The following is a 21222-nucleotide window of genomic DNA, read 5'->3' on the forward strand; positions in this document are numbered from 1 at the left end:
AGCTGCCCTGATGCCGGGATACAGCCCGGAGCTGAATCCCGACGAACTACTGAACGCGGACATCAAACGGCACGTCCACGCCACCCGCACCCGCTCGGCCGACAACCTCGCTCACGAGCCCCGCCGCTTTGAAGTGGGCCATGGCTGCGGCAGGTGAGGAAACCACAGGTGCCGGTCAAGCCGCCGCCGGGAACGCTCCGACCAGCCTGCCCGAGCAACGCAGATCGCGCATCCCTTGCGCGCGTCCGCCCGCCAGACCCCAGAGCCGAAGGGCCCTGCGTCCCGGCCGAACAGGTCCTCGCCGCCGGGTACCGCATGACCTGCCGCCAAGGACCGTTGCCGCCCGGTTCCGACGGACGTCAGTGGCAGGGTTCAAGTGCTCCCCGGGCGTCGCGCTGAGGCCGGGGAGCACGTCATGTGCCCTGCTTCCGCGGCACTTCGAACCGACCTCACGGGGATCTCATGTCTTTTCACGTCGACTCCGAGACCGGCCGTCTGAAACAGGTCATTCTGCACCGGCCGGACCTGGAACTGAAGCGGCTCACTCCCACGAACAAGGACGCGCTCCTCTTCGACGACGTGCTGTGGGTCAAGCGCGCCCGCGAGGAGCACGACGCCTTCGCCGACACGCTGCGCGACCGTGGAGTGCGTGTCCATCTCTTCGCGGACCTGCTGACCGAGACGCTGGCACTGCCCCCCGCTCGGCAGTTGATCATGGACAGGGTCTTCGACGAGCGGGAGTTCGGGGCCCTGGCCACCGACCGGTTCCGCGCGTATTTCGACTCCCTGGAGCCGGCGGCACTCACCGCGTGCCTCATCGGCGGTGTCACCAAGGGCGAACTGCGGCAGCGCCTCGGGACCATACCGAGTGTCCGTCTCCATGCCATGGCGCCCGACGACTTCCTCCTCGCCCCGCTGCCCAACCACCTCTTCACCCGGGACACATCGTGCTGGGTGTACGACGGTGTGAGCGTCAACCCGATGAGCAAGCGGGCCCGCCGCCGGGAGACGGTCCACTTCGAGGCGCTCTACCGCCACCATCCCCTCTTCGACAAGGGCGAGTTCCACCGGTGGACCGACGGCGAGGGAACCTACCCCGCCACCATCGAGGGCGGCGACGTTCTCGTCATCGGCAACGGCGCCGTGCTCGTCGGCATGAGTGAGCGCACCACTCCGCAGGCGGTGGAGAACCTGGCACTGCGCATGTTCGCCGCGGGCTCCGCCCGGCGGGTGGTGGCGATCAACATGCCCAAGCGCCGCAGCTTCATGCACCTGGACACCGTGATGACGATGGTCAGCGGTGACACTTTCACCCGTTACGCCGGCCTGGGCATGCTGCCGACCGCCACGATCGAACCTGGGACGGGCGGGCAGGGGCTGAAGATCACGGACCACGCGCCCGAGCACATGGACCAGGCCATCGCGGACGCCCTGGGCCTTCCGTCCATCAACGTGCTCACACCCAGCCAGGACGTGCGTTCCGCCGAGCGGGAGCAGTGGGACGACGGCTGCAACGTCCTTGCCATGGAGCCCGGAGTGGTCGTCGCCTACGAGCGCAACGTCACCACCAACACATACCTGCGCAAGAACGGCATCGAGGTCATCACCGTGCGCGGCAGCGAGCTCGGCCGAGGCCGCGGCGGCCCGCGGTGCATGAGCTGTCCCATCGAACGAGAAGCCGCCTGACGCACCTTGGCGTCCTCAGCATCCACCCCGTTCACACCTCTGACACGCACCCAGGAGTTCGAGCATGCCCGTCGACCTGAACCAGCGCACCTTCCTCAAGGAACTCGACTTCACCCCGGAGGAGTTCCGCCACCTGCTGGAACTGTCCGCGGAAATCAAGGCAGCCCGCCGCAGCGGATGCGAGGAGCAGCGGCTGCGCGGCAAGAACATCGCCGTCATCTTCGAGAAGACCTCCACCCGCACCCGCTGCGCGTTCGAAGTGGCCGCCCATCAGCAGGGCGCACACGTGACTTACCTCGATCCCGCCGGCTCACAGCTCGGCCACAAGGAATCGGTCAAGGATACCGCCCGGGTTCTGGGCCGTTACTACGACGGCATCGAGTACCGGGGCAGCGACCAGCGCCTGGTGGAGGAACTGGCCCAGTACGCCGGCGTGCCGGTGTGGAACGGGCTCACCGACCAGTGGCACCCCACCCAGTCCCTCGCCGACATCCTCACCATGTGGGAACACACCGACAAGCCGCTGAACCAGGTGTCCTTCGCCTACCTGGGGGACGCACGGAACAACGTCGGCAACTCGCTGCTGATCACCGCGGCGATGCTCGGCATGGACGTACGCATGATCGGCCCCAGCGCCCTGCACAACGCACTGGACGTGGTCGAGGAGGCACGCAAGGTGGCGGCGGGCACCGGCGCGCGGATCACGCTCACCGAGGACGTGGACGAAGGCGTGGCCGGGGTCGACTTCCTCTACACCGACGTCTGGCTGTCGATGGGTGAGCCGCCGGAGCTTTGGGACGAACGCATCGCCCTGCTCAAGCCCTACCAGGTGACCTCCGCCGTCCTTCAGGCGACGGGGAACCCACGGGTGAAGTTCATGCACTGCCTTCCGGCCTTCCACAACAGCGACACCACCGTCGGCGCGAAGATCGCCGCCCGCACCGGCATGACCGCGCTGGAGGTCACCGACGAGGTCTTCGAGTCCTCGCACTCCATCGTGTTCGACCAGGCCGAGAACCGGCTCCACACCATCAAGGCGGTCCTGGTCGCCACCCTCGCCGACTGACCCCACCGGCCCCCCCATCCCCTGGAGAACACTCATGCGTGTCGTCGTCGCCCTGGGTGGCAACGCACTGCTCCGGCGCGAGGAGCGGCCGGACGCCCACATACAGCTCGCCAACGTCCGCGCCGCCGTGGCGGCCCTCGCCCCGCTCGCCCGCGAACACGAGCTGGTGATCACCCACGGCAACGGCCCCCAGGTCGGCGTCCTCGCCCTGGAAAGCGCCGCGGACCCCTCCCTGACCAGCCCCTACCCCTTCGACGTGCTGGGCGCGGAGACGCAGGGCATGATCGGCTACTGGCTCCTGCAGTCCCTGCAGAACGCCCTGCCCGGCCGCCAGGTGTGCGCCCTGCTCAATCAGACCCTCGTCTCGGCAGCGGATCCGGCCTTCGCCGACCCGGCCAAGTTCGTCGGCCCCGTCTACGACCAGGAGGAAGCCGAACGCCTGGCCGGAAAGCGGGGCTGGACGGTCAAACAGGACGGCACGCACTGGCGGCGCGTCGTCCCCTCGCCCCGCCCCCAGAGGGTCGTGGAGACCCGGCTCATCCGGCTGCTGCTCCAGTCGGGAGCGGTGGCCGTGTGCGCGGGAGGCGGCGGCGTACCGGTCATCCGTGACGAGCAGGGGCAGTTGACCGGCGTCGAAGCGGTGGTGGACAAGGACCTCACCGCGGCCCTCCTGGCCGAGGCGCTCGACGCCGACGCCCTGCTGCTGCTCACCGACGTCCCCCACGTCTCGCTCCACTACGGCACCCCCGACGCCGAACCCATCGGACGGACCACCCCCGCAGCGCTCCGAACCCTGAGCTTCCCGGCGGGAACGATGGGTCCCAAGGTCGACGCCGTGTGCCGGTTCGTGGAACTCACGGGCGGCACGGCCGCCATCGGCGCCCTCCAGGACGCCCGCACCATCCTCGCCGGCACCTCCGGCACCGTCGTCACACCCACCGGCCGCGACCTCGACCGCCGCCCCGACGCCCATGAGGACCTGACATGAGCCTCGACACACCTCTCGTGGCCCCCGAGCCCGCCGCCGACAATGCCGGCACCGCGCCGGCGAGACGGCGTTTCGCCTTCCCCTCCGCGTTCACCGTCCTCATAGCGGTCACCGTCGCGGTCTGGGCCCTGACCTTCGTGCTCCCCGCCGGACGCTACGAAACCAAGGACGGCAGCCCCATCCCCGGCACCTACCGGCCGGTGGAGGTGACCACCGGCTTCTGGGAGCGCCTCAAGGACCTGTTCCTCGCACCCGTCAACGGCCTGTACGGCGTCACCGACGCCCAGAGCGGTCTCACCACACCCGGGACCACCGGCGCCTTCGCGGGCGCCGCCGGAGTGTTCCTCTTCATCCTGGCCGTGGGCGCCTTCATCACCGTCACCATGCGCACCGGCGCTCTCACCGCCGGAGTGGCCCGCCTCGCCCAACGCCTGCGCCACCACCGGGCGATGCTGCTCGTCGTCCTCATGGCGGTGTTCTCCCTCGGCGGCACCACCTACGGCATGGCGGAAGAGACCCTCGGCTTCTACGGACTCATGATCCCCCTGATGCTCGGCCTGGGTTACGACCGCATGGTCGCCGCGACCGTCATCATGGTCGGCGCCGGAGTCGGCACCCTCGCCTCCACCGTGAACCCGTTCGCCACCGGAGTGGCCTCCGATAGTGCCGGCATCGGCACCGGAGACGGCATCCTGCTCCGTCTGGCGATGTGGGCCTGCCTGACGGCCCTGGCGGCCGCGTACGTGCTGCGCTACGCCCGCCGCATCACAGCCGACCCCACCCGCTCCCTGACACCGTTCACCGAGGACGACAACCGCCTCCAGGCCGAGGGCGGCGGACAGGTGGAGCTGACCAGTCGTCAGCGCATCGTCCTGGGCCTCTTCGCGGCCACCTTCCTCTTCATGATCTTCGCCGTGGTCCCCTGGGCCGATCTGCACATCACCTTCCTGCCCACACTCGGCTGGTACTTCCCCGAGCTCGCCGCCCTGTTCATCGTCGCGGCCATCCTCGTCGGGCTGATCGGAGAACTACGGGAGAAGGGCACCGCGGAAGCCATCACCGCCGGAGCGGGAGACTTCATCGGCGCGGCGATGATTGTCATGCTGGCCAGGGGCGTCACCGTCATCATGAACAACGCCAGCGTCACCGACACCATCCTCGACGCCCTGCACGAGGCGGTGTCCGGCACGTCCTCCAGCGTGTTCGCCGTCCTGATGTTCGGGGTGAACCTCCCCCTGGCGTTCTTCGTCCCCTCCTCCTCCGGCCACGCGGCCCTCGCCATGCCGATCCTGGCGCCGCTGGCCGACTTCGCCGGAGTCAGCAGGGCCCTGGTGGTCACCGCCTACCAGTCGGCCTCGGGATGGGTGAACCTCATCACCCCCACCTCCGCCGTCGTCATGGGCGGCCTCGCCCTGGCCAAGGTCCGCTACGACCAGTACCTGCGCTTCATGGCACCCCTCATGGGCATGCTGCTGGTGACGGTCGCCGGCTTCCTGGCGCTCGGCGCGGCCGTGAGCTGAGTTCGGTTCTGATGTCCCCGGCCGGCGGAACCGATGCACTCGGCCCGCCGGCCCACCGCTGTGTCCACCGCGGTACGGGCCTCATGGCTGTGCCGGACGGGCCATCAGGCCCCTGGGCGCCGCACTCCTGTTCGGCGACAGTGTGATCCGGCAGGGGCAGGGTGCCCATCAGCCGCTCAAGGAGGTGGGCCCATGCCCGGACTGCTGGCCATCGGAGCCATCACATCGATCGGGCTCGGCGCGATACTCGTGTTCGCCGTCGACTGGCAATGGGAGGGCGCTGACCGCCCCCTGGTGGGACTGATCATGATGGCGGTCGGCATGCTCGCCCTGGTCGCCGCCACGCACATGTACGGCCATGACTCCCATTCCGGGAAGACGTCGTGAGTCCGCGGGTCCACACCGGCGCCATCCTTCCCAGCGGTGGGCCCAAGGCGCCTGACGGCAGGTGAGCTTGTTCCGCCGCCCGCCGCCCGCCGCCCGCCGCCCGACGGCAGGACCGGTGCGGTGACAGCCTCGGCGCCACGCCCGGCGTCGGGGCTGTTGTCGTTGTCATGCCGTTTGGTCGGCCGCGGTGGGGCACGGCGGGCGCGGCGCAACCGGCTCTCCCTCGACGACGCCCGCGCCCACTGCGCCCGCAAAGCCGGCGTGTGGGAATGGGCAGGTACCGAGGACGGGACCCACGGCTCGGATGTCGTCCTGGCCTGCGCCGGTGACGTCCTCACCCAGGAGATTCTCGCGGCCGCACCGGCCACCCGAACCCTGCACGTACGCGGCTACAAGGAGATGGGCACCACCACGACGCCCTTCGGCATGGTCGTACGCAACGACCTCGACCGCTACCGCCTCGTCATGGACGTGATCGACCGCGTGCCCGGCCTTGCCGTACGAGTCGTGGGTATGCGCCAGACCATGGCCGACGCCCGCACCCACCACCACGCCTTCATCCGTGAACACGGCACCGACCTGCCCGAAGCAACCGACTGGAGCTGGAGCAACGGCCGACATTCGGCATAGTCCCACCGTCCGAATCGTGCAACGCTGAATGTTTCGACAGGCCGCCGCAGCACCCCGGCACGGCTTCACCCGACCCGCGGCACGGACAGAGCGCCGTCGCCGCCCTGCCTGCGTACAGTTCAGCAGGCCCGCCGCCAGATGCCGCGCACTCGAACGCCGGGCGCGGTACGCCTGTGGTGCAGCTCGACCGGCTGTGCAGCAATCGGCTCCGTACCCCTCCGTCCGCCTCCCGGGCATCTTCAAGGAGAAGGGGGCCTGCGCGGCGCAGGCGAGTCGTCTCGCCTGTCGGCTGTCAACCGGTTGACCACCCCGACGACGCCGTCGACGCGCCAGGCGGCCCGAACCAGAGCCGTGGTGTTGATCTCCGGTCCGGCGACGCCCTCGATGGTGACGATCCCGTCCCGGACATCGATGTGAAGCCTGCCGGCGTCGTGTGCGGGACCGAGGGGGTACACCACACCGGCCACGGCTTCGTGGATCTCCTCGTCGGTGCGCAGGAAGACGCGCAGGAGGTCGCGGCGTGTGGTGATGCCGATGAGACGGTCCTCCTCGTCCACCACGGGCAGTCGGTCGATGTGGCGGCGCTCCATGATGCGCGCCGCGTCGACCACACGCTGCTCGGGATGCACGGTGACCGCGGGACTGGTCATCAGCCCGCCGGCCGTCAGCGCCGGTCCTGCGGTGGGTCGCGCGTGAGCGATCCGCCTCAGGGCCCGCAGCACGCGGTCCCGGCCGGACCCGGTCCGGACGAGTGCCGCCTGTCGCCGGGTGAGGTCGGTCTGGGAGACCACGCCCATGACCTTGTCGTCATCGTCCACCACCGGCAGACCGCTGATGTGGTGGGAAGTAAGCAGGTGGGCCAGCTCCTTGAAGGAAGTGCCGGGGTGTGCCTGGACCACTTCGCCGGTCATCACTTCGCCCACCGTCCGGTGCTTCACCACGGTTCTCGTCTCCATTCGCCTGAGTAGCTCTCGCCCGCCGCCCACGGCATCACGGCCTTTGTCCCCCGCAGTGGTGGAACGGGTCTCGGGGGCGCGGATGTGGTGTGAGCACTTCGCGGGGGGCCGGGGTGCTTCACATGTCGAAGACGATGCGTGCCTTGACCCGGCCGTCGAGCACTTCGTCGATGCACTCGTTGACGGACGACAGCGGCCGGGTCTCGTAGACCGCGCGGGAAGGCCGCCCGCGGGGCTGACGCCGGTCCCACACACGGATGCGAACCGGTGAAACAGCCACTGCCTGGTGCTCCGCCAGAGCTGAGCAGGCCGCGGTCGGCACTTCCCGGCTTATGAAGAACGCGAAGGAGCTCGGCAACAGGCCGCCGGGCTCCTTCGCGCTTCGATCCAGGCGACGTCTGGACGGGCACTTGTCGTGAATGTCTCTTCGACTCGGGTTCGGACGTCACCTGCCGCGTGCTCTCGTGAACGATGCCAGTGCGCGTCCAGATGTCACCCGGCCAACACCGCGGTCGTCGGTGTCATGAGCAACCGGGTGGACTGATGCGCGTTCCTGGGGGCAGGCGACTGCTGTGTCCTGGACTCCTGCTGAGTCAGCCAACTCGCCCGGCCCGTGTTCCTCACCGGGAGGCCGCTGCTTCGGCGGTCCGCGCGGTGTCGTTCTCATGGCGGGGACCGGCCGTGTGACAAGTCCCCGCCACGAGGAGGCTGTCAGTCGTGCGGTATGACAGCGACGGGGCAGGGGGCATGGTGCAGGGCGGCGTGGGCGACCGACCCGATGCGGGTACCGACGGACGCGCAGCGCGTCCGTCGGCCGACCACGAGCAACTGCGCGTCCGACACGGTGGACAGCAGTACCTGTCCCGCGCTGCCGATCTCGACGTGCTCGGTCACCGGGACGTCGGGAAACCGTGTTCGCCACGGGGCGAGCGCCTCTGCCAGGGCCTTCTTCTCGAACGGCTCCAGCCCTCCGGCCTCGTCCGCGAGGAGCATCGAGCCGGGGCTGTAGGCGAAGACCGGCGGCAGGCTCCAGGCCCGTACCGCACGCAGGGCCGCGCCGCGTGCGGCCGCCTCCTCGAAGGCGAAGCCGAGCACCGCGTCGCTGTCCTCCGGCGTGCCCTGCTGGCCCACGACGATCTCGCCGCCCTCCGCCCGAGGCGTCCGACCGTCGCGGGCGCGCACGGACACCACGGGCCGTTTCGCCGCGGCGATCACCTGCTGACCGTAGGAGCCGAGAAGGAAGCCGACGAACGCCCCGTGCCCCCGCGAACCCAATACCAGCATCTCGGCTGCTTCGGCCTCCCTCAGCAGGGCAGTGACCGCGGTGTCCTGGACCATCTCGGCGGTGACCGTGAGAGCCGGGTGGCGGCCGGCGACGTGAGTCTCGGCCTCGCGGAGCACAGCGAGGGCGGACTTGGCCTGCGTCTCCTTGTCCTGGACGACGGGGACGTCCAGGGGCTGCCAGAGCCAGGCGTGCACGATACGCAGCGGCATCCCGCGCAGCTCCGCTTCGCGTGCCGCCCAGTCCGCCGCTGCGAGGCTCTCCGCCGAACCGTCCACTCCTACGGTGATGGCGCTGGTCATGAGGGTGCCTCCATATGGTTCGACGGGCATGGCCGCTTCGGCTGTGCTTCCTGTCCCCAGCCTCCGTGAGGAGGCGGTGGTCCGCCGAGGGCCCATCGGCCCTGTCTCCCTGCCGTTCGGTCACGGCGTCGTGGCCGCCTGGCCGGTGATGCGCGGCCGTGAGGCCTCCTGGCCCACAGCAGGGACCTCCGGCCCCCTGTGCGCGCCGTCCCGGCTGATCACTGTGGAGGGGCAGGCCCGCCCAGCAACGCCCCGGAGCGCCGGACGGTGATCTTCGGGCCCCTGAAGTCAGCCCGCGTATGCCGCATCCGGCCCTCCCGGCCGCCAGACTCACGGAGTCCCCATGTCCCGCACCGTCACCGTCGGCCTCGACGGATCCGAGGAAAGCCTCACCGCCGCGCAGTGGGCCGCCCAGGAAGCACTGCGCCGCGCGGTGCCGCTGCGGCTGCTCCGGGCATGGAGCATCGACGAGGACCCGCGCACGCGTCTGGTCGACCCGGCGACGGCACGCGGATGGGGCGAGCGCACGCTCGCCACCGCCGAAAGGCGGCTGCGGCGCCGCCACCCGGGCCTGGACGTCGAGGCGACGTGGGTGGCAGGCGACTCGGTGGAGGAGCTGTGCGCTGCCGCCGAGGAAGCGGAACTGCTGGTGCTCGGCTCCCGTGGTCTGGGCGGCCTGGCGGGATTCCTCACAGGGTCGGTCTCCCTGGCGGTGCTCGCCCGCACGCGGCGCCCGGTCGTCCTTGTCCGCCCGCACGACCCCCTGGAGTCCGAGGAGCGTACGGGGGAGGTGGTCATCGGTCTGGACGTGTCCGCCGCCGTCGACGAGCTGCTCGCCTTCGGCTTCGCCGCTGCGGACCGGTACGGCTGCGGACTGCGCGTGGTGCACCGGTGGGCCGTCCCGGCGCTCTACGGACCCGACTTGGTCGGCATACCGCCGCTGCTCATGACGGAGGTCGCCGAAGACACGCGACGGGCGCTCGACGAGGCGCTGGCCCCCTGGACCGAGAAGTTCCCGGACGTGGCGGTGGTGCGCGACTGCCGCCAAGGCCGGCCGGCGCAGGACCTGATGGAGCTGTCGCACGACGCCCGGCTCGTCGTCGTGGGCCGCAGGGTCCGCCGGGCACGGATCGGCACTCACATCGGGTCCGTCACCCACGCGGTCCTGCACCACTGCCTGGCGCCGGTCGCGGTCGTACCGCACGACTGAACGGGTACGGCTGAGCGACGCACGTCGACGCCGCCCGTGTGTCCGGCGTCCGCCCAGGGCGGGCTGGGCAGCCGATCCGTTCAAACGGGTAACTCCCCGCCTCTTTCGGCGAGGACGACGAAAGGCGCCGCGTGACCCGTTGGGGAGGGCGGGAGGTCCCTGGCGCCACCAGGTCCACCTGCCCTGTGGGCCCGGCATGACAAGGCCGGCCTACGGGAACGACGACGACCGCGCGGACGGCATCGCCGTCGAGCTGGTCCGCTCCTTCATGGCCAAGGTGCGCCGTCACCCCGCCCACCGCAACGCCGAACACACTCAGTCGGTGCTCACCATCACGTCGAACGTCGTGTACGGCAAGCACACCGGGAGTACCCCCGACGGCCGCAACGCCGGCACGCCCTTCGCGCCGGGGGCCAACCCGATGAACGGCCGCGACCGCCACGGCATGGTCGCGTCCGCCCTTTCGGTCGCCAAGATCCCTTACGACCAGGCACGCGACGGAATCTCCCTGACCTCCACCATCACCCCCGAGGGCCTGGGACACGATCCGGCGGAACGCGCGGGACACTTGGTCGGGATCCTCGACGCCTACACCGCCGCGGGCGGCTTCCACATGAACGTCAACGTGCTCGACCGGGCCACACTCCAGGACGCCATGGAGCACCCGGAGAACCACCCGGACCTGACCATCCGCGTCTCCGGGTACGCCGTCAACTTCGTCCGGCTCACAAGGGAACAGCAGCTCGACGTCATCAACCGCACGTTCCATGGTGCGCGATGACCACCGGCCGTATCCACTCCTGGGACCTGTCCACCGGAGTGGACGGACCCGGAACCCGGTTCGTCCTCTTCCTCAGCGGCTGTCCGCTGCGCTGCCTGTACTGCGCGAATCCCGACACCTGGCACCTGCGCGACGGGCAGCAGGTCACCGTGGACGAGGTGATGACCCGCGTCGAGCGGTACCGCCGGTTCACCGATCTGGCCGGCGGAGGAGTGACCGTCACCGGAGGTGAGCCCCTGCTCCAGCCCGCTTTCACCGCCGAAGTGCTGCGGCGGTGCAAGGAACTCGGCCTGCGCACCGCCCTGGACACGTCCGGCGCCCTCGGCAGCAGGGCCGACGACGCGTTCCTGGCCGACATCGACCTCGTCCTGCTGGACATCAAGTCCTTCGACGCCGCGGCATACCGCCGTCTGACCAATGGCCGCCTCGCCCCGACTCTCGACTTCGCCACCCGGCTGAACCGACTGGGCGTCCCCACCTGGATCCGCTACGTCCTCCTCCCCGGCTGGACCGACGACCCCACGGCCATCGACGGCCTCGCCGGCTTCCTGACGAAGTTGGACAACATCGACCGGGTCGACGTCCTTCCCTTCCACAAACTCGGCGCACCCAAGTACGACGCGCTCGGCATCCCCTTCCTCCTCCGGGACAACCCCGTTCCGGACCGAGCCTTGGTCGACCGCGTGCGCGACCAGTTCCGCGCCCACGGACTCCGAGCACTGTGAGGCACCGGCATTCCCTGCCCGCTCTGTACGCCTGCGGCCGCTCCGATGCCGTCGGCCGAGGCCGGCAATCTCGGTCGGCCGCGCGACCGGTTGAGCGCCCACGCGTTCGAAGCCGCCCCGCTCGCGCGGTAGGGCTCAGAGTCGTCCACGGCTGAGCCGCTGCGGTCGCTGCCGGATACGCCTCTGCAACCGCCGACCCCGGCCACCACGTCAGTCGGGCACTGCGTGAAGCGAGCACGCTCACGGACGGGTTGCGGTTGTGGCGCGGCACGTCTCCGGTGACAGTGATCCCCGCCTCCGAGCGCGTGGCACCCCCGCCGACGCGGACAGAGAGACCGCCGGGCCGGGCGTCACCGCTGCCATGGGACATCAGCTTCCCGGGGCGGCCCTTCCGGCGATCACGGCATCCACCGCGGCCGGAGACCGGTACGGGGCGCGGACAGCACAACCAGGGCTGTTCAGGCTCGCATGAGGGACGATCGGCCCCGATGCCGTACGCCGGCCCCGTGTGAAGCTCACGTCATCACGTCCACTGGGCCCCGCTCTCAGCAGCAACATCGGGAGGCAACATGTCTGGCATCATCACCGTAGGACTGGACGGGACCGACCACGCCGCCGCGGCGGCGGACTGGGCGGCGCGGGAGGCTGAGCGCCGGGGATCGTCCCTGCGACTTGTCCATGCCTGGGTCTGGCGCTCCACCGACGTGGTGTACGTCGGAGACCGGACGGCCGAGGAGCGGTGGGTGCGCAACATGCTCCACGAGGCCCGGTCCCGCGTGGTCGGGCAGCATCCGGCCATGGACGTCACCACCGAGCTCCTCGGCGAGGACCCGGTGCCCGCCCTCCTCGCCGAGGCCGCACGCGCCGACATGCTGGTGCTGGGGTCACGCGGATACGGGACCCTGACCGGATACCTGATCGGTTCCGTATCGCTGAAGGTGCTGCGCCAGGCAGCCGGGCCGGTCGTCATGGTCGGAAAGCCGAACCCCGGCGCGCCTCAGCAGGCCACGGAAGTGATGGTCGGTGTCGAACCCGGGCAGATCGGTGACTCGGTCCTGGAGTTCGCCTTCTCCGCCGCGGCCGAACGCGGAGCGACGCTGCGTGCCGTACACGCCTGGAGCATCCCGACGGCCCTCGCTTGGAGCCCGGGCTCGCTGTATCTGGTCGACGAGGCGAACGGTCTGGAGCAGATCAACAGGGAAATCCTGGCCGACACCCTCAAGCCGTGGCGCGACAAGTACCCCCAGGTGGAGGTCATCGAGCACTTCGAGATCGGCTCGGCCTCCGAGGTCCTGCTGTCCAACAGCGCCCGTGCCGACCTGGTGGTCGTCGGGCGGCGCAGCCACGAGGAGGGCCTGCGGCGCCTCGGCCCGGTCACCCACGCCGTTCTGCACCATGCCACAGCCCCCGTGGCTGTCGTGCCTCACGACTGTCCCCCCAGGTAGGGCCGCCGCCCGCACCCCCTCGTCATGCGCGACCGCTCGTCGTCGCCGGACACCCGAGAAGACACAGCGCGGGGGACAGTCCTGAGCCCTCGTTGCCCGTGTGTACACACCTCGGCGCGTTCCCGGTGTGGGCCGGCGGGGCTCGCCCCTCACCTTCGCCGTCACGTCGCGGTCGGCCCGAGCCGAGCCCGCCTCCCGCGCGATCGGCGCATCCTGGGCGGACCGGTCGTTCACGTCGGGCATACGCGGTATCGGGCGCGTGCTGCGGGCACCGTGGTGACGGCGTTGCCGTCGTCGGCTCTGTGCCTGTCGGACCCGCGTTCGGTCGTCGCGGCAACGGACACTGCGCAACACCATCGGTCCCCCGCTGGGGCCGACCGGCCCCAGCGGGGGACCGATGGCCCCTCCGCCGAGAACCTGCCGAACGCGATGCTGGAGCCGCAACACCCGACCCAGGAGCAGGAGGAGACATGGCCCGCACTATCACCGTAGGAATCGACGGATCCGCCGAAAGCGGGGCCGCCGCGGAGTGGGCGGCGCGTGAGGCGAAACTGCGTGAACTGCCGGTTCGGCTGGTCCAGGTGTGGGTGCCGGTGCCGGAGCCGGTGGCTCAGGCACCGCTCCTGGGAGAAGAGACCCACCAGCACTGGACCGAGCGGATCCTCCGCGAGGCCGCCGAGGGGCTGAGGCTGCGCCACCCGGATGTCGAAGTGAGTGCCGAGCAGCGTACAGGGACGCCGGCCGAGGTCCTGGTGGAAGCCGCCCGTGACGCGGAGTTGCTGGTCCTCGGGTCCCGGGCGCTGAGCGGGCTCGGCGGTTTTTTGGTGGGTTCCGTCGGACAGGCTGTGATCGCCCGGACGGAGGCGCCCGTGGTCCTGGTACGTGCCGGGCAACAGGCCGCCGACGAGCACGTCACGGACCCTGCCGGCGTTCCGTCCGCCGCCACCGCGTTCCGGCCCGTCGTCCTCGGCCTCGACAACCCCGACGACACCGTCATCGCCTTCGCTTTCGAGGAGGCGCAGCGCCGGAAGACCGCCCTGTACGCGGTCCGGGCCTGGGACACGTGGCCCTACGCCGTCTACACCGTCGGTTCCGGTTTCGAGCACCACGAGGAGTTCTCCCGCCAGAGGGCCGATGCACTCGCCGAGACCCTGCGTCCCTGGCGCCAGAAGTACCCGGACGTCGAGGTCGTCGAGGCGTCCCGCCCGGGCAGCGCCGCCACCCTTCTGATCGACGCCTCCCGCGACGCCTCCCTCGTCGTCGTGGGCCGACGCGTACGCCGCAACCCCTTCGGCTCGCACATCGGCGCCGTCACCCACGCGGTGCTCCACCACGCCACCGCACCCGTCGCCGTCATCGCCCACGACTGAAGCGAGCTCTTCCAGCTCCACGCGGCCGGCCGGGCGAGGGCTGTCCGGGGGAAGCGTCCGTCGTGGTCGAACGGCCAACGGCCTCGCGGAGCGGATCACCGAGACCGTTACCGGTGTCCTCCGAACGGGAGGGCCGACGGCCGGGACACCGACCGTCCTGGCCGTGACCGATCGGTTCTCCTACGACTCCGTTGTGCCAGTGGGCGCGGGACGCCAGCACAAGGAGTCCGTCACGTCCTGCGGCCGAAAGCACGGCTGCAAGGCCCAGGGGTGTGCCAAGTGAACGGGAAGGCTGCGCAGTTCCGCTTCGCGGGCTGCTCGTTCCGCGGCGGCCGGGCCTCGACCGGGCAGCTGGGCCCTGCTGCCCCCGGCGCCGCCGGGACCTTGTGCTCCGGGCCTTAACGGCGACTGGGTTCCGCCGCCGGGCTACCGCCACGGCGCCGTCTTCCGGACGAGGGCACGGGCGTGCCGTGGCGTGGTGAGCGCTTCACAGCGGAGGGACGCGGTCCGGTGAATCGGGTGATGACGGGGCCGGTCACGGCGAGCAGGAGGACATAGGCGGCCACGAGGGCGCCGAGCCGGTTATGGCCGGCGCCCATGAGGCCGATGACGACAAGGGAGAACTCGCCCCTGGCGATGAGCGCGGTTCCCGCACGCAGCCGTCCCCGGCGTCCCGCGCCCTCGCGGCGTGCCGCGTACCAACCGGACCCCACCTTCGTCACGGCGGTGACCACGGCCAGGAGCAGGGCGACCGGAAGTACCGGCAGCAGTGACTCCGGCGGGATGGACAGGCCGATGGCGAGAAAGAAGACGGCGGCGAACAGGTCTCGCAGCGGGCTCAGTACCTTCCGTGCCCGGTCGGCCGCCTCGCCCGTGAGGGAGAGCCCGACCAGGAAGGCGCCGACTGCCGCCGAGACGTGGACGGCCTCCGCGAGGGCCGCGACGACCAGTGTCACGCCCAGGACGCGCAGCAACAGCTGCTCCGCGTCCGGGTCCGACAGCAGTCGCCCCAGATGATGCCCCCACCAGTAGGACATGGTGAGGGCGGCCGCTACCGCACCCAGGGCCAGCAGCACTCCCAGCAGGGCCTGCTGCCATGTGCCGCCGGCGGCCACGACGGCCAGCAGCGGAAGATACGCGGCCATCGCGAAATCCTCCAGCACCAGAACGGACAGCACTGCCGGAGTCTCCCGGTTGCTCATCCTCCGCAGGTCGCCCAGGAGCCGGGCGATGATGCCCGACGAGGAGATGTAGGTCACCCCGGCGAGCGCGAGCATTCCTCCGGCGCCCAGTCCGAGGAGCCATCCCGCCACCGCACCGGGGGTCGCGTTCAGCACGAGGTCGACCCATGCCGAGGGCAGGTGACGGTGCAGACTGACCGCGAACTCCGGCACCGTGAACTCGAGACCGAGCACCAGCAGCAACAGCACGACCCCGATGCCCGCACCGGTCTCCACGAACGAACCGGCTGCCGGGACCGGAGCGATTCCTCCCTCGCCCAGTGCCAGGCCCGCCAGGAGGTACAAAGGGACCGGGGACAGCGCGAAGCGTCGCGCCAGCGCGCCGAGCAGACTCAGGAAGGTGAGGATGACGCCCAGCTCCAGCAGCAGGGCGACCGAGATGCGCATCCGCTCAGCCCCGCACGAGCTGTTCCACCGCGGCGATCCCCTCTCGGGTCCCGATCACCACCAGTACGTCCCCGGCACTCAGGACCTTCTCCGGACCCGGGGAGGGAATGACTTCCTCATCACGAACGATCGCCACGATCGACGCGCCCGTCCGTGTCCGTGCCCTGGATTCTCCCAGCGCGCGGCCGACGAACGGGGTGCCGGCGGGGACCTCGACCTGTCCAGCGCTGAGGCCGGGCACCTCCCTGGTCAGATCCGCGAACCGCTCGGCGATGCGTGGTGCGCCGAGGATCTCGGCGAGGACGTCGGCCTCCTCGCCGGTGAGCCGGAAGACGGCCCGCGCCTGGTCCGGGTCAGCTTCTCCGTAGACCGCCAGTTCGAAGTTCCCCGAGCGCTGCGCGACCACACCGATCCTGTCGCCTTCCCGGTTGACGAACTCGTAGAGCAGCCCCACACCGGGCAGCAGCACCTCGTTGACGTCCACCCGAACCCATCCCGTCCGTCTTGAAGCCGCGTCGTACGACTCGGCACCCGACTGTTGTGCATTGGTTAATCGGCATCCGCGGACGGCAGCTCAAGCACCGGTCTCGGCCGCGAAGCCCACTGGTTGACTCTTCCTGTCGTCGCGCATGGGCCGACAGGGCCGAGCGGTCCCGACGGAAGGGTGAACGACCTCCTCGACGGCGACGGCCGCGACGCCGGAGAGGACGACGAGTACGAGCGTTGAGGTGAACGTGCCAGGCGCCCGGGCGGGGTCGTTGCTCTCCCCGCGCGGGCGCCTGGCACGTACGGGCTCGGTCAGAGGTGTCGGCCTGCCGGGTTCTGGTGGGATTCCGGGCCGGGTCTACCGTTCGCGTGTGTGGGGTCGAGGCGGAAGAGGTAGGCGGTGGCCGGGTGGGTATAGGAGGTGCCCCTGCCGGTGGCGTGGAGTTGTTCGCGGGTGGGGTGGGGCGGGCGTGCGGGCTGCAGGTAGCGGTCGAGGTCGTCGGTGGTGAGGCGATAGCGGCCGGAGCGGTGGTGGAGGACGGCGGCGAGCCGATAGCGGGGGTCGAGGTGAGCGAGGCCGGCGTCGGCGTGGCTGTTGTTGACCAGGAGCCAGCCCCCGGGGCGCAGGCAGCGGGTGGCGTGTTCGGAGACGGGGCCCGCGTACAGGGAGATCACCAGATCCCACTCGGCCGTGGGCAGATCCTTGAGGGTGCGGGTGTAGTCGCCGGGCACGAACACGATGCGGGGCTGTTCGGCGTAGTGCTTGTGCCGGGTGGCGAGCGTGGTGGCGTCGGGGCTCTGGAAGGCCTTTCGGGCGCGGGCGTCTGCGTCGAGGTAGGTGACGTCGGGCCAGTGGTAGGAGGGGGCGAGGTCGAGGTAGCTGCCGGGGTAGAGGACGCGGCGGGCTCCGGTGTGGGAGGCGACGGCCTGGTAGAGGGTGGTGCGGTCGCCGAGGTGGCCGCCGATGCGGTCGATGTAGTCGGTGAAGTCCTGCTCGGGCACGGAGGGCTCCGGTGGGTCGGGGCCGTCAGGCCAGGTGGGCGAAGTGGATGGTGTCGGCTCCGGCGGCGACGGCGGGGACGGCTCCCTGTTCCCAGGTCCTGCCCGTGAGGTCGCCCGTGGCGTCGAGCCGTGTGGCCAGGCCGTAGCGGTCCAGCTCCTCCCAGGCGCGGGAGCGCAGCTCGTCGGGGGTGGCCCCCTCCAGGAGGCCGATCAGGCCGTGCACACCGCGGGAGGCGGCATTCCGCGGCGGGGCGGGGGACTCGATGACGAGGCTGCGCTGCCGGTAGCGGGTCAGGGTCAGCGCAGCGGTCGGGCCTGCGGGCCCGCCGCCGATGATCACGGTGTCGTACTGGGTGGTGCGGCCCATGGGATGCCTCCGAGGGGACTTGACGGAATCGAATGACCGACGGTCATACTACTGACCAACGGTCATTCGCTCGATCTCATTCCCGCGGGAGGAAATATGACCCACACCACCGGACGCGCCTGCGACACGCAGGACAGCAACCACACCCACGGACCCGAGGCCGCCTCGTACCCGGAGTCGGCGTGGGACGACCTCTACGCAGGCGACGGCAGCGACACCGCCGCCCCCGACCTGGCGCTCCTGGCCCCCGCCGACGGCCTCCCGCCGGGCAGGGCCCTGGACCTGGGCTGCGGCGCCGGAGGCAACGCCCTCGCGCTCGCCGAACGCGGCTGGCGCGTCACCGGCGTGGACCTCGCCCCCCGTGCGATCGCCTCCACTCGCGCCAGTGCCTGCGCCCGCGGCTTGGACGACTGGGTGGATCTCGCCGTCGCCGACAGCGCCGTCTGGCAGCCAGAGACCGTCTACGGCTTCGCCCTCAGTTCCTACGCGCTGCCGCCCCGCGGCCCCGCCCGTACCGCGACCCTGGCCACCCTGGCCACCGCCCTCGCCCCGGGCGGGATCCTGGCCCTCGGCGAGTGGGACGAGGAGGCCTGCGACTGGGGAAAGCCCGGTGACCTGGCCACCCTCGCCGAACTGACCGAGGCCTTCATCGGCCTCGGCCTGGACATCGTGCGCGCTGAACGGCAGGTCGTCCCGCGGATCCAGCACCCCAGCGAGGACCACGCGGTCGTCGTCATCGCCCGCAAGCCGCATGACACCCTGGAGGGCACCGGCTGACCGACACCGGTCAGTCACCTGACGACGAAGGAGGGACCGTGCCCGCGGACCAGTCCGCCCCCGCCCAACCCACCGGCCGCTTCCAGCCCCCGGACGTCCGCCGCCGCCAGATCCTCGACGCCACCGCCGCCCTGCTCCTGGAGGACGGCTACGAGGCGCTGACCGTCAGCAAGGTCGCCGCCCGCGCCGGGGTCGCCAAGGGCACGGTCTACCTCTACTTCGACTCCAAACAGGAACTCCTGGCCGCCCTCCAGGCCGAGATGTGGGACCGCATGCTCCAGCGGCCCACGGCCCTCCTGAAGCAGCCAGGGCTGACCTGGACCGAACGCCTCGACGGCCTCGTCGCCGCCTGGGTCGCCGCGGAACAGGACCACCACGAGCTCTACCACCGGCTCTTCCACGAACCCGGCGGCACCGTTGGCGAGGAACCCATGACCGCCGCCCGCGACCTGCTCGTCACCCTCCTCGCCCAAGGCCACGCGGCAGGCGAGTTCGACGTCCCCGACCCCGAACTCACCGCCGACTTCCTCAGTCACGCCTACACCGGACCCTGCCACCACACCCCGGCAGACACCGACATCACCACCGCCGTCCAAGCCCTCTTCCGCCGCGTCGTCGCCGCCCACCTACCGACCGACCCAGCCCCCTGATCACCTCCGGTGAATGCCGTCACGCTCCGTGCTCTCAGAAATGAGTAGTTCTGAGAGGCCGGAGACCCTCACCGGACCATGTCCGGTTCACCCCTGATCTCCGTTCTCACAACCTCTCGCAAAACGGCGTTCGCACAAAGCCCCTCGCGTTGGTTCTGCGACATGCCGGACCTCGCCGAACCAGCCACAGCCGTCGAACAGTTCGACTGCCCCACCTGTGAAGTGCCCGCCGGAAGCACCTGCCGCACCCGCGGCGGCAAGGTCGCCCCGAAGTACCACACCCCCCGCTTCATGCACGTCCCCCAACTCCGCGCCGAGCTCGAAGTCCGCACACCGGCCGACCGCTGGTGAGATTCCCCTCGGCTACTCGGCGGCTTTCAGTCGGTTGCACCAGATGGTTCGCATTACCTGGCCGCCCGGCGTCTCACGACGACTCGGCGCTGTGACGGACGGTGCCGCCAAGGCGCACTCCCAGTCGCAACGGCGGCTTGACAACGTCATTTAGGAGGTGGTCTCGACCGGCGTGCCGGGAGCCGCTGGAGTCACTGCGGTCTCGGGCGTCGGCTTCTTCTGGGTGATGCCCTGGAGCAGCGAGGCGAGGTCGACCCCGGTGGCGGAGGACAGCAACTCCATGCCCTGGGCGACGTTGTCCGTGACCGTACGGGTCAACCGGCTGGCTCCGTCGGTGGAGATGACGGTCATCTTGTCGACGGCAGCGAGCGGCTCGGCGGCCTTGGCGACGACCTGCGGGAGGACCTCGACGAGCATCTGCAGGACGGCGGCGTCGCCGTACTGGGCGAAGGCATCGGCCTTCTTCCGCATGGCCTCGGCCTCCGCGGAGCCCTTCGCGCCGATGGCCGCGGCCTGGGCCTCGCCTTCGATACGGACCGCCTCGGCCAGCGCCGCACGCTGGGCCTTCTCGCCCTCACCGGTCAGCCGGGCGCGCTCGGCGGCGGCCTCGGCCTCCTTGACCAGGGCGACCCTGCGGGCCTCCGCCTCCTGCTCGGCTTGGTAGCGGGCCGCGTCGGCGGGCTTGCGGACCTGGGTGTCGAGCTGGCGGTCGGTCAGTGCCGCCTGGCGGGCCGCGACCTTCTCCTGCTCGCTGAGAACGTCCTGCTGACGCGCTGCCTCGGCCATTGGACCGGCGGCGTTCGCCTGGGCGGTGGCCTCGTCCGTCTGCGCTTTGATCTCGGCCTGCTTCAGGTAGAGGGTCCGCTGCGCGATCGCGATCTCCTCCTCCGCCTTGAGCCGGGCCTGTTCGGCGGCCCGGCGGGCGACGGCCTCGGCGATGTCGGCCTCCTGCCTCGCACGGGCGGCCTCGGGCCGGCCGAGGTCTTCGAGGTAGGAGCCCTCGGTGGTGATGTCCTGGATCTGGAAGGCGTCGAGGACCAGGCCCTGGCCGGAGAGGCTCGCCTCGGCCTCCTCGGCGACCTGCCCGGCGAAGGCGGCCCGGTCGCGGATGACGTCCTCCACCGACATCCGGCCGACGATCGACCGCAGCGCACCGGACAGGACCTCCTGGGTGAAGCCGACGATGCCGTCCTGCTGCATCAGGAACCGCTGGGCCGCGGCCCGGATCGAGTCCTCGGTGCCGCCGACCTTCACGATCGCGACACCCTCGAGATTCGCCTTCACACCTCGCAGCGTGACCGCGCCCCGCACGGCGACCGGGATGTGCCGGCTGGACAGATCGAGGCTGAACTTCTGCTGCACGAACGGCACGACGAACACGCCGCCGCCGACCACGACCTTCTGGCCGCTGTTGTCCGTGTACTCCCGTCCGGTCGCCGGATCGGTGGTCCTCTTGCCGCGCCGGCCGGTGATGATGAACGCCTCACTGGGGCCGGCGACCTTGTAACGCGTGATGACGACGAGGCCGAGCAGGACGACCAGGACGACGATGCCCACCACAGAGGTGAGGACAGGGCTCATGACGAGACCCCCTTCGATCAGAACGAACGGTG

21 protein-coding genes and 2 pseudogenes are annotated in these 21222 nt (G+C 70.5%); 15 read left to right on the forward strand and 8 right to left on the reverse strand.

Going from position 1 to position 21222, the window contains the following annotated elements; translation table 11 throughout:
* The first annotated feature begins 10 nt into the window (after nucleotides 1-10).
* The 7 genes and pseudogenes from V1460_RS10215 to V1460_RS10245 all read left to right on the forward strand — a co-directional run.
* Complete coding sequence (locus tag V1460_RS10215; protein WP_338673431.1) at nucleotides 11-157, forward strand: hypothetical protein; 147 nt, start codon at nucleotides 11-13, stop codon at nucleotides 155-157.
* A 305-nt stretch (nucleotides 158-462) separates the two neighbouring features.
* Nucleotides 463-1686, forward strand: coding sequence for an arginine deiminase (locus V1460_RS10220; RefSeq protein ID WP_338673432.1), 1224 nt, complete (start codon nucleotides 463-465; stop codon nucleotides 1684-1686).
* A gap of 64 nt (nucleotides 1687-1750) precedes the next feature.
* A complete protein-coding gene (argF, locus tag V1460_RS10225; protein WP_338673433.1) occupies nucleotides 1751-2752 on the forward strand; it encodes an ornithine carbamoyltransferase in 1002 nt (333 codons plus the stop codon).
* A 34-nt stretch (nucleotides 2753-2786) separates the two neighbouring features.
* The gene (locus V1460_RS10230; RefSeq protein WP_338673434.1) at nucleotides 2787-3740 is read left to right on the forward strand and encodes a carbamate kinase; all 954 of its coding nucleotides are present in this window, start codon (nucleotides 2787-2789) and stop codon (nucleotides 3738-3740) included.
* Nucleotides 3737-5260, forward strand: a complete 1524-nt coding sequence (locus V1460_RS10235; RefSeq protein WP_338673435.1) for a YfcC family protein — start codon at nucleotides 3737-3739, stop codon at nucleotides 5258-5260. The genes V1460_RS10230 and V1460_RS10235 overlap by 4 nt, the downstream gene beginning before the upstream one ends.
* A gap of 192 nt (nucleotides 5261-5452) precedes the next feature.
* Nucleotides 5453-5647, forward strand: coding sequence for a hypothetical protein (locus V1460_RS10240; protein WP_338673436.1), 195 nt, complete (start codon nucleotides 5453-5455; stop codon nucleotides 5645-5647).
* Nucleotides 5648-5863: 216 nt separating this feature from the next.
* A pseudogene (locus tag V1460_RS10245) lies at nucleotides 5864-6277 on the forward strand (hypothetical protein); the annotation flags it as partial.
* Nucleotides 6278-6516: 239 nt separating this feature from the next.
* On the opposite strand, the gene V1460_RS10250 reads toward V1460_RS10245, so the two are convergent.
* From V1460_RS10250 to V1460_RS10260, 3 genes are all read right to left on the reverse strand, one after another.
* Entirely contained in the window at nucleotides 6517-7218 is a 702-nt protein-coding gene (locus tag V1460_RS10250) for a CBS domain-containing protein (protein ID WP_338673437.1), read from the reverse strand.
* Nucleotides 7219-7351: 133 nt separating this feature from the next.
* Nucleotides 7352-7591 (reverse strand): hypothetical protein, encoded by a 240-nt coding sequence (locus V1460_RS10255; RefSeq protein WP_338678384.1) that lies wholly within the window; start codon nucleotides 7589-7591, stop codon nucleotides 7352-7354.
* Nucleotides 7592-7944: 353 nt separating this feature from the next.
* A complete protein-coding gene (locus V1460_RS10260; protein ID WP_338673438.1) occupies nucleotides 7945-8817 on the reverse strand; it encodes a universal stress protein in 873 nt (290 codons plus the stop codon).
* A gap of 343 nt (nucleotides 8818-9160) precedes the next feature.
* On the opposite strand from V1460_RS10260, the gene V1460_RS10265 reads away from it, so the two are divergent.
* The 5 genes and pseudogenes from V1460_RS10265 to V1460_RS10285 all read left to right on the forward strand — a co-directional run bounded on the left by V1460_RS10265 (nucleotide 9161) and on the right by V1460_RS10285 (nucleotide 14348).
* Nucleotides 9161-10027, forward strand: coding sequence for a universal stress protein (locus V1460_RS10265; protein ID WP_338673439.1), 867 nt, complete (start codon nucleotides 9161-9163; stop codon nucleotides 10025-10027).
* Nucleotides 10028-10232: 205 nt separating this feature from the next.
* Nucleotides 10233-10808, forward strand: a pseudogene (locus V1460_RS10270) (glycine radical domain-containing protein); the annotation flags it as partial.
* Nucleotides 10805-11533, forward strand: coding sequence for a pyruvate formate-lyase-activating protein (pflA, locus tag V1460_RS10275; protein ID WP_338673440.1), 729 nt, complete (start codon nucleotides 10805-10807; stop codon nucleotides 11531-11533). The pseudogene V1460_RS10270 and the gene pflA, both read left to right, overlap by 4 nt.
* A gap of 569 nt (nucleotides 11534-12102) precedes the next feature.
* Nucleotides 12103-12978 carry a universal stress protein gene (locus V1460_RS10280; protein ID WP_338673441.1) on the forward strand — a complete coding sequence of 292 codons (876 nt, stop codon included), beginning with the start codon at nucleotides 12103-12105 and terminating at the stop codon, nucleotides 12976-12978.
* Between the two features lie 470 nt (nucleotides 12979-13448).
* Nucleotides 13449-14348 (forward strand): universal stress protein, encoded by a 900-nt coding sequence (locus V1460_RS10285; protein WP_338673442.1) that lies wholly within the window; start codon nucleotides 13449-13451, stop codon nucleotides 14346-14348.
* Between the two features lie 398 nt (nucleotides 14349-14746).
* On the opposite strand, the gene V1460_RS10290 is transcribed toward V1460_RS10285, so the two are convergent.
* From V1460_RS10290 to V1460_RS10305, 4 genes are all read right to left on the reverse strand, one after another.
* The gene (locus V1460_RS10290; protein WP_338673443.1) at nucleotides 14747-15976 is read right to left on the reverse strand and encodes a cation:proton antiporter; all 1230 of its coding nucleotides are present in this window, start codon (nucleotides 15974-15976) and stop codon (nucleotides 14747-14749) included.
* 4 nt (nucleotides 15977-15980) lie between these two features.
* A complete protein-coding gene (locus V1460_RS10295) occupies nucleotides 15981-16460 on the reverse strand; it encodes a cation:proton antiporter regulatory subunit (RefSeq protein ID WP_338673444.1) in 480 nt (159 codons plus the stop codon).
* A gap of 314 nt (nucleotides 16461-16774) precedes the next feature.
* Nucleotides 16775-17464 carry a class I SAM-dependent methyltransferase gene (locus V1460_RS10300; RefSeq protein ID WP_338673445.1) on the reverse strand — a complete coding sequence of 230 codons (690 nt, stop codon included), beginning with the start codon at nucleotides 17462-17464 and terminating at the stop codon, nucleotides 16775-16777.
* A 25-nt stretch (nucleotides 17465-17489) separates the two neighbouring features.
* Nucleotides 17490-17831, reverse strand: a complete 342-nt coding sequence (locus tag V1460_RS10305; protein WP_338673446.1) for an FAD-binding protein — start codon at nucleotides 17829-17831, stop codon at nucleotides 17490-17492.
* 96 nt (nucleotides 17832-17927) lie between these two features.
* On the opposite strand from V1460_RS10305, the gene V1460_RS10310 reads away from it, so the two are divergent.
* The 3 genes from V1460_RS10310 to V1460_RS10320 all read left to right on the forward strand — a co-directional run bounded on the left by V1460_RS10310 (nucleotide 17928) and on the right by V1460_RS10320 (nucleotide 19609).
* Nucleotides 17928-18608 carry a class I SAM-dependent methyltransferase gene (locus V1460_RS10310; RefSeq protein ID WP_338673447.1) on the forward strand — a complete coding sequence of 227 codons (681 nt, stop codon included), beginning with the start codon at nucleotides 17928-17930 and terminating at the stop codon, nucleotides 18606-18608.
* Between the two features lie 38 nt (nucleotides 18609-18646).
* The gene (locus V1460_RS10315; RefSeq protein ID WP_338673448.1) at nucleotides 18647-19258 is read left to right on the forward strand and encodes a TetR/AcrR family transcriptional regulator; all 612 of its coding nucleotides are present in this window, start codon (nucleotides 18647-18649) and stop codon (nucleotides 19256-19258) included.
* Nucleotides 19259-19420: 162 nt separating this feature from the next.
* Nucleotides 19421-19609: a hypothetical protein gene (locus tag V1460_RS10320; protein WP_338673449.1), complete on the forward strand. Its 189-nt coding sequence runs from the start codon at nucleotides 19421-19423 to the stop codon at nucleotides 19607-19609.
* Nucleotides 19610-19759: 150 nt separating this feature from the next.
* On the opposite strand, the gene V1460_RS10325 is transcribed toward V1460_RS10320, so the two are convergent.
* Entirely contained in the window at nucleotides 19760-21190 is a 1431-nt protein-coding gene (locus V1460_RS10325) for an SPFH domain-containing protein (protein ID WP_338673450.1), read from the reverse strand.
* Nucleotides 21191-21222 lie beyond the last annotated feature (32 nt).

It is taken from the genome of Streptomyces sp. SCSIO 30461 (assembly GCF_037023745.1).
GTDB lineage: Bacteria > Actinomycetota > Actinomycetes > Streptomycetales > Streptomycetaceae > Streptomyces.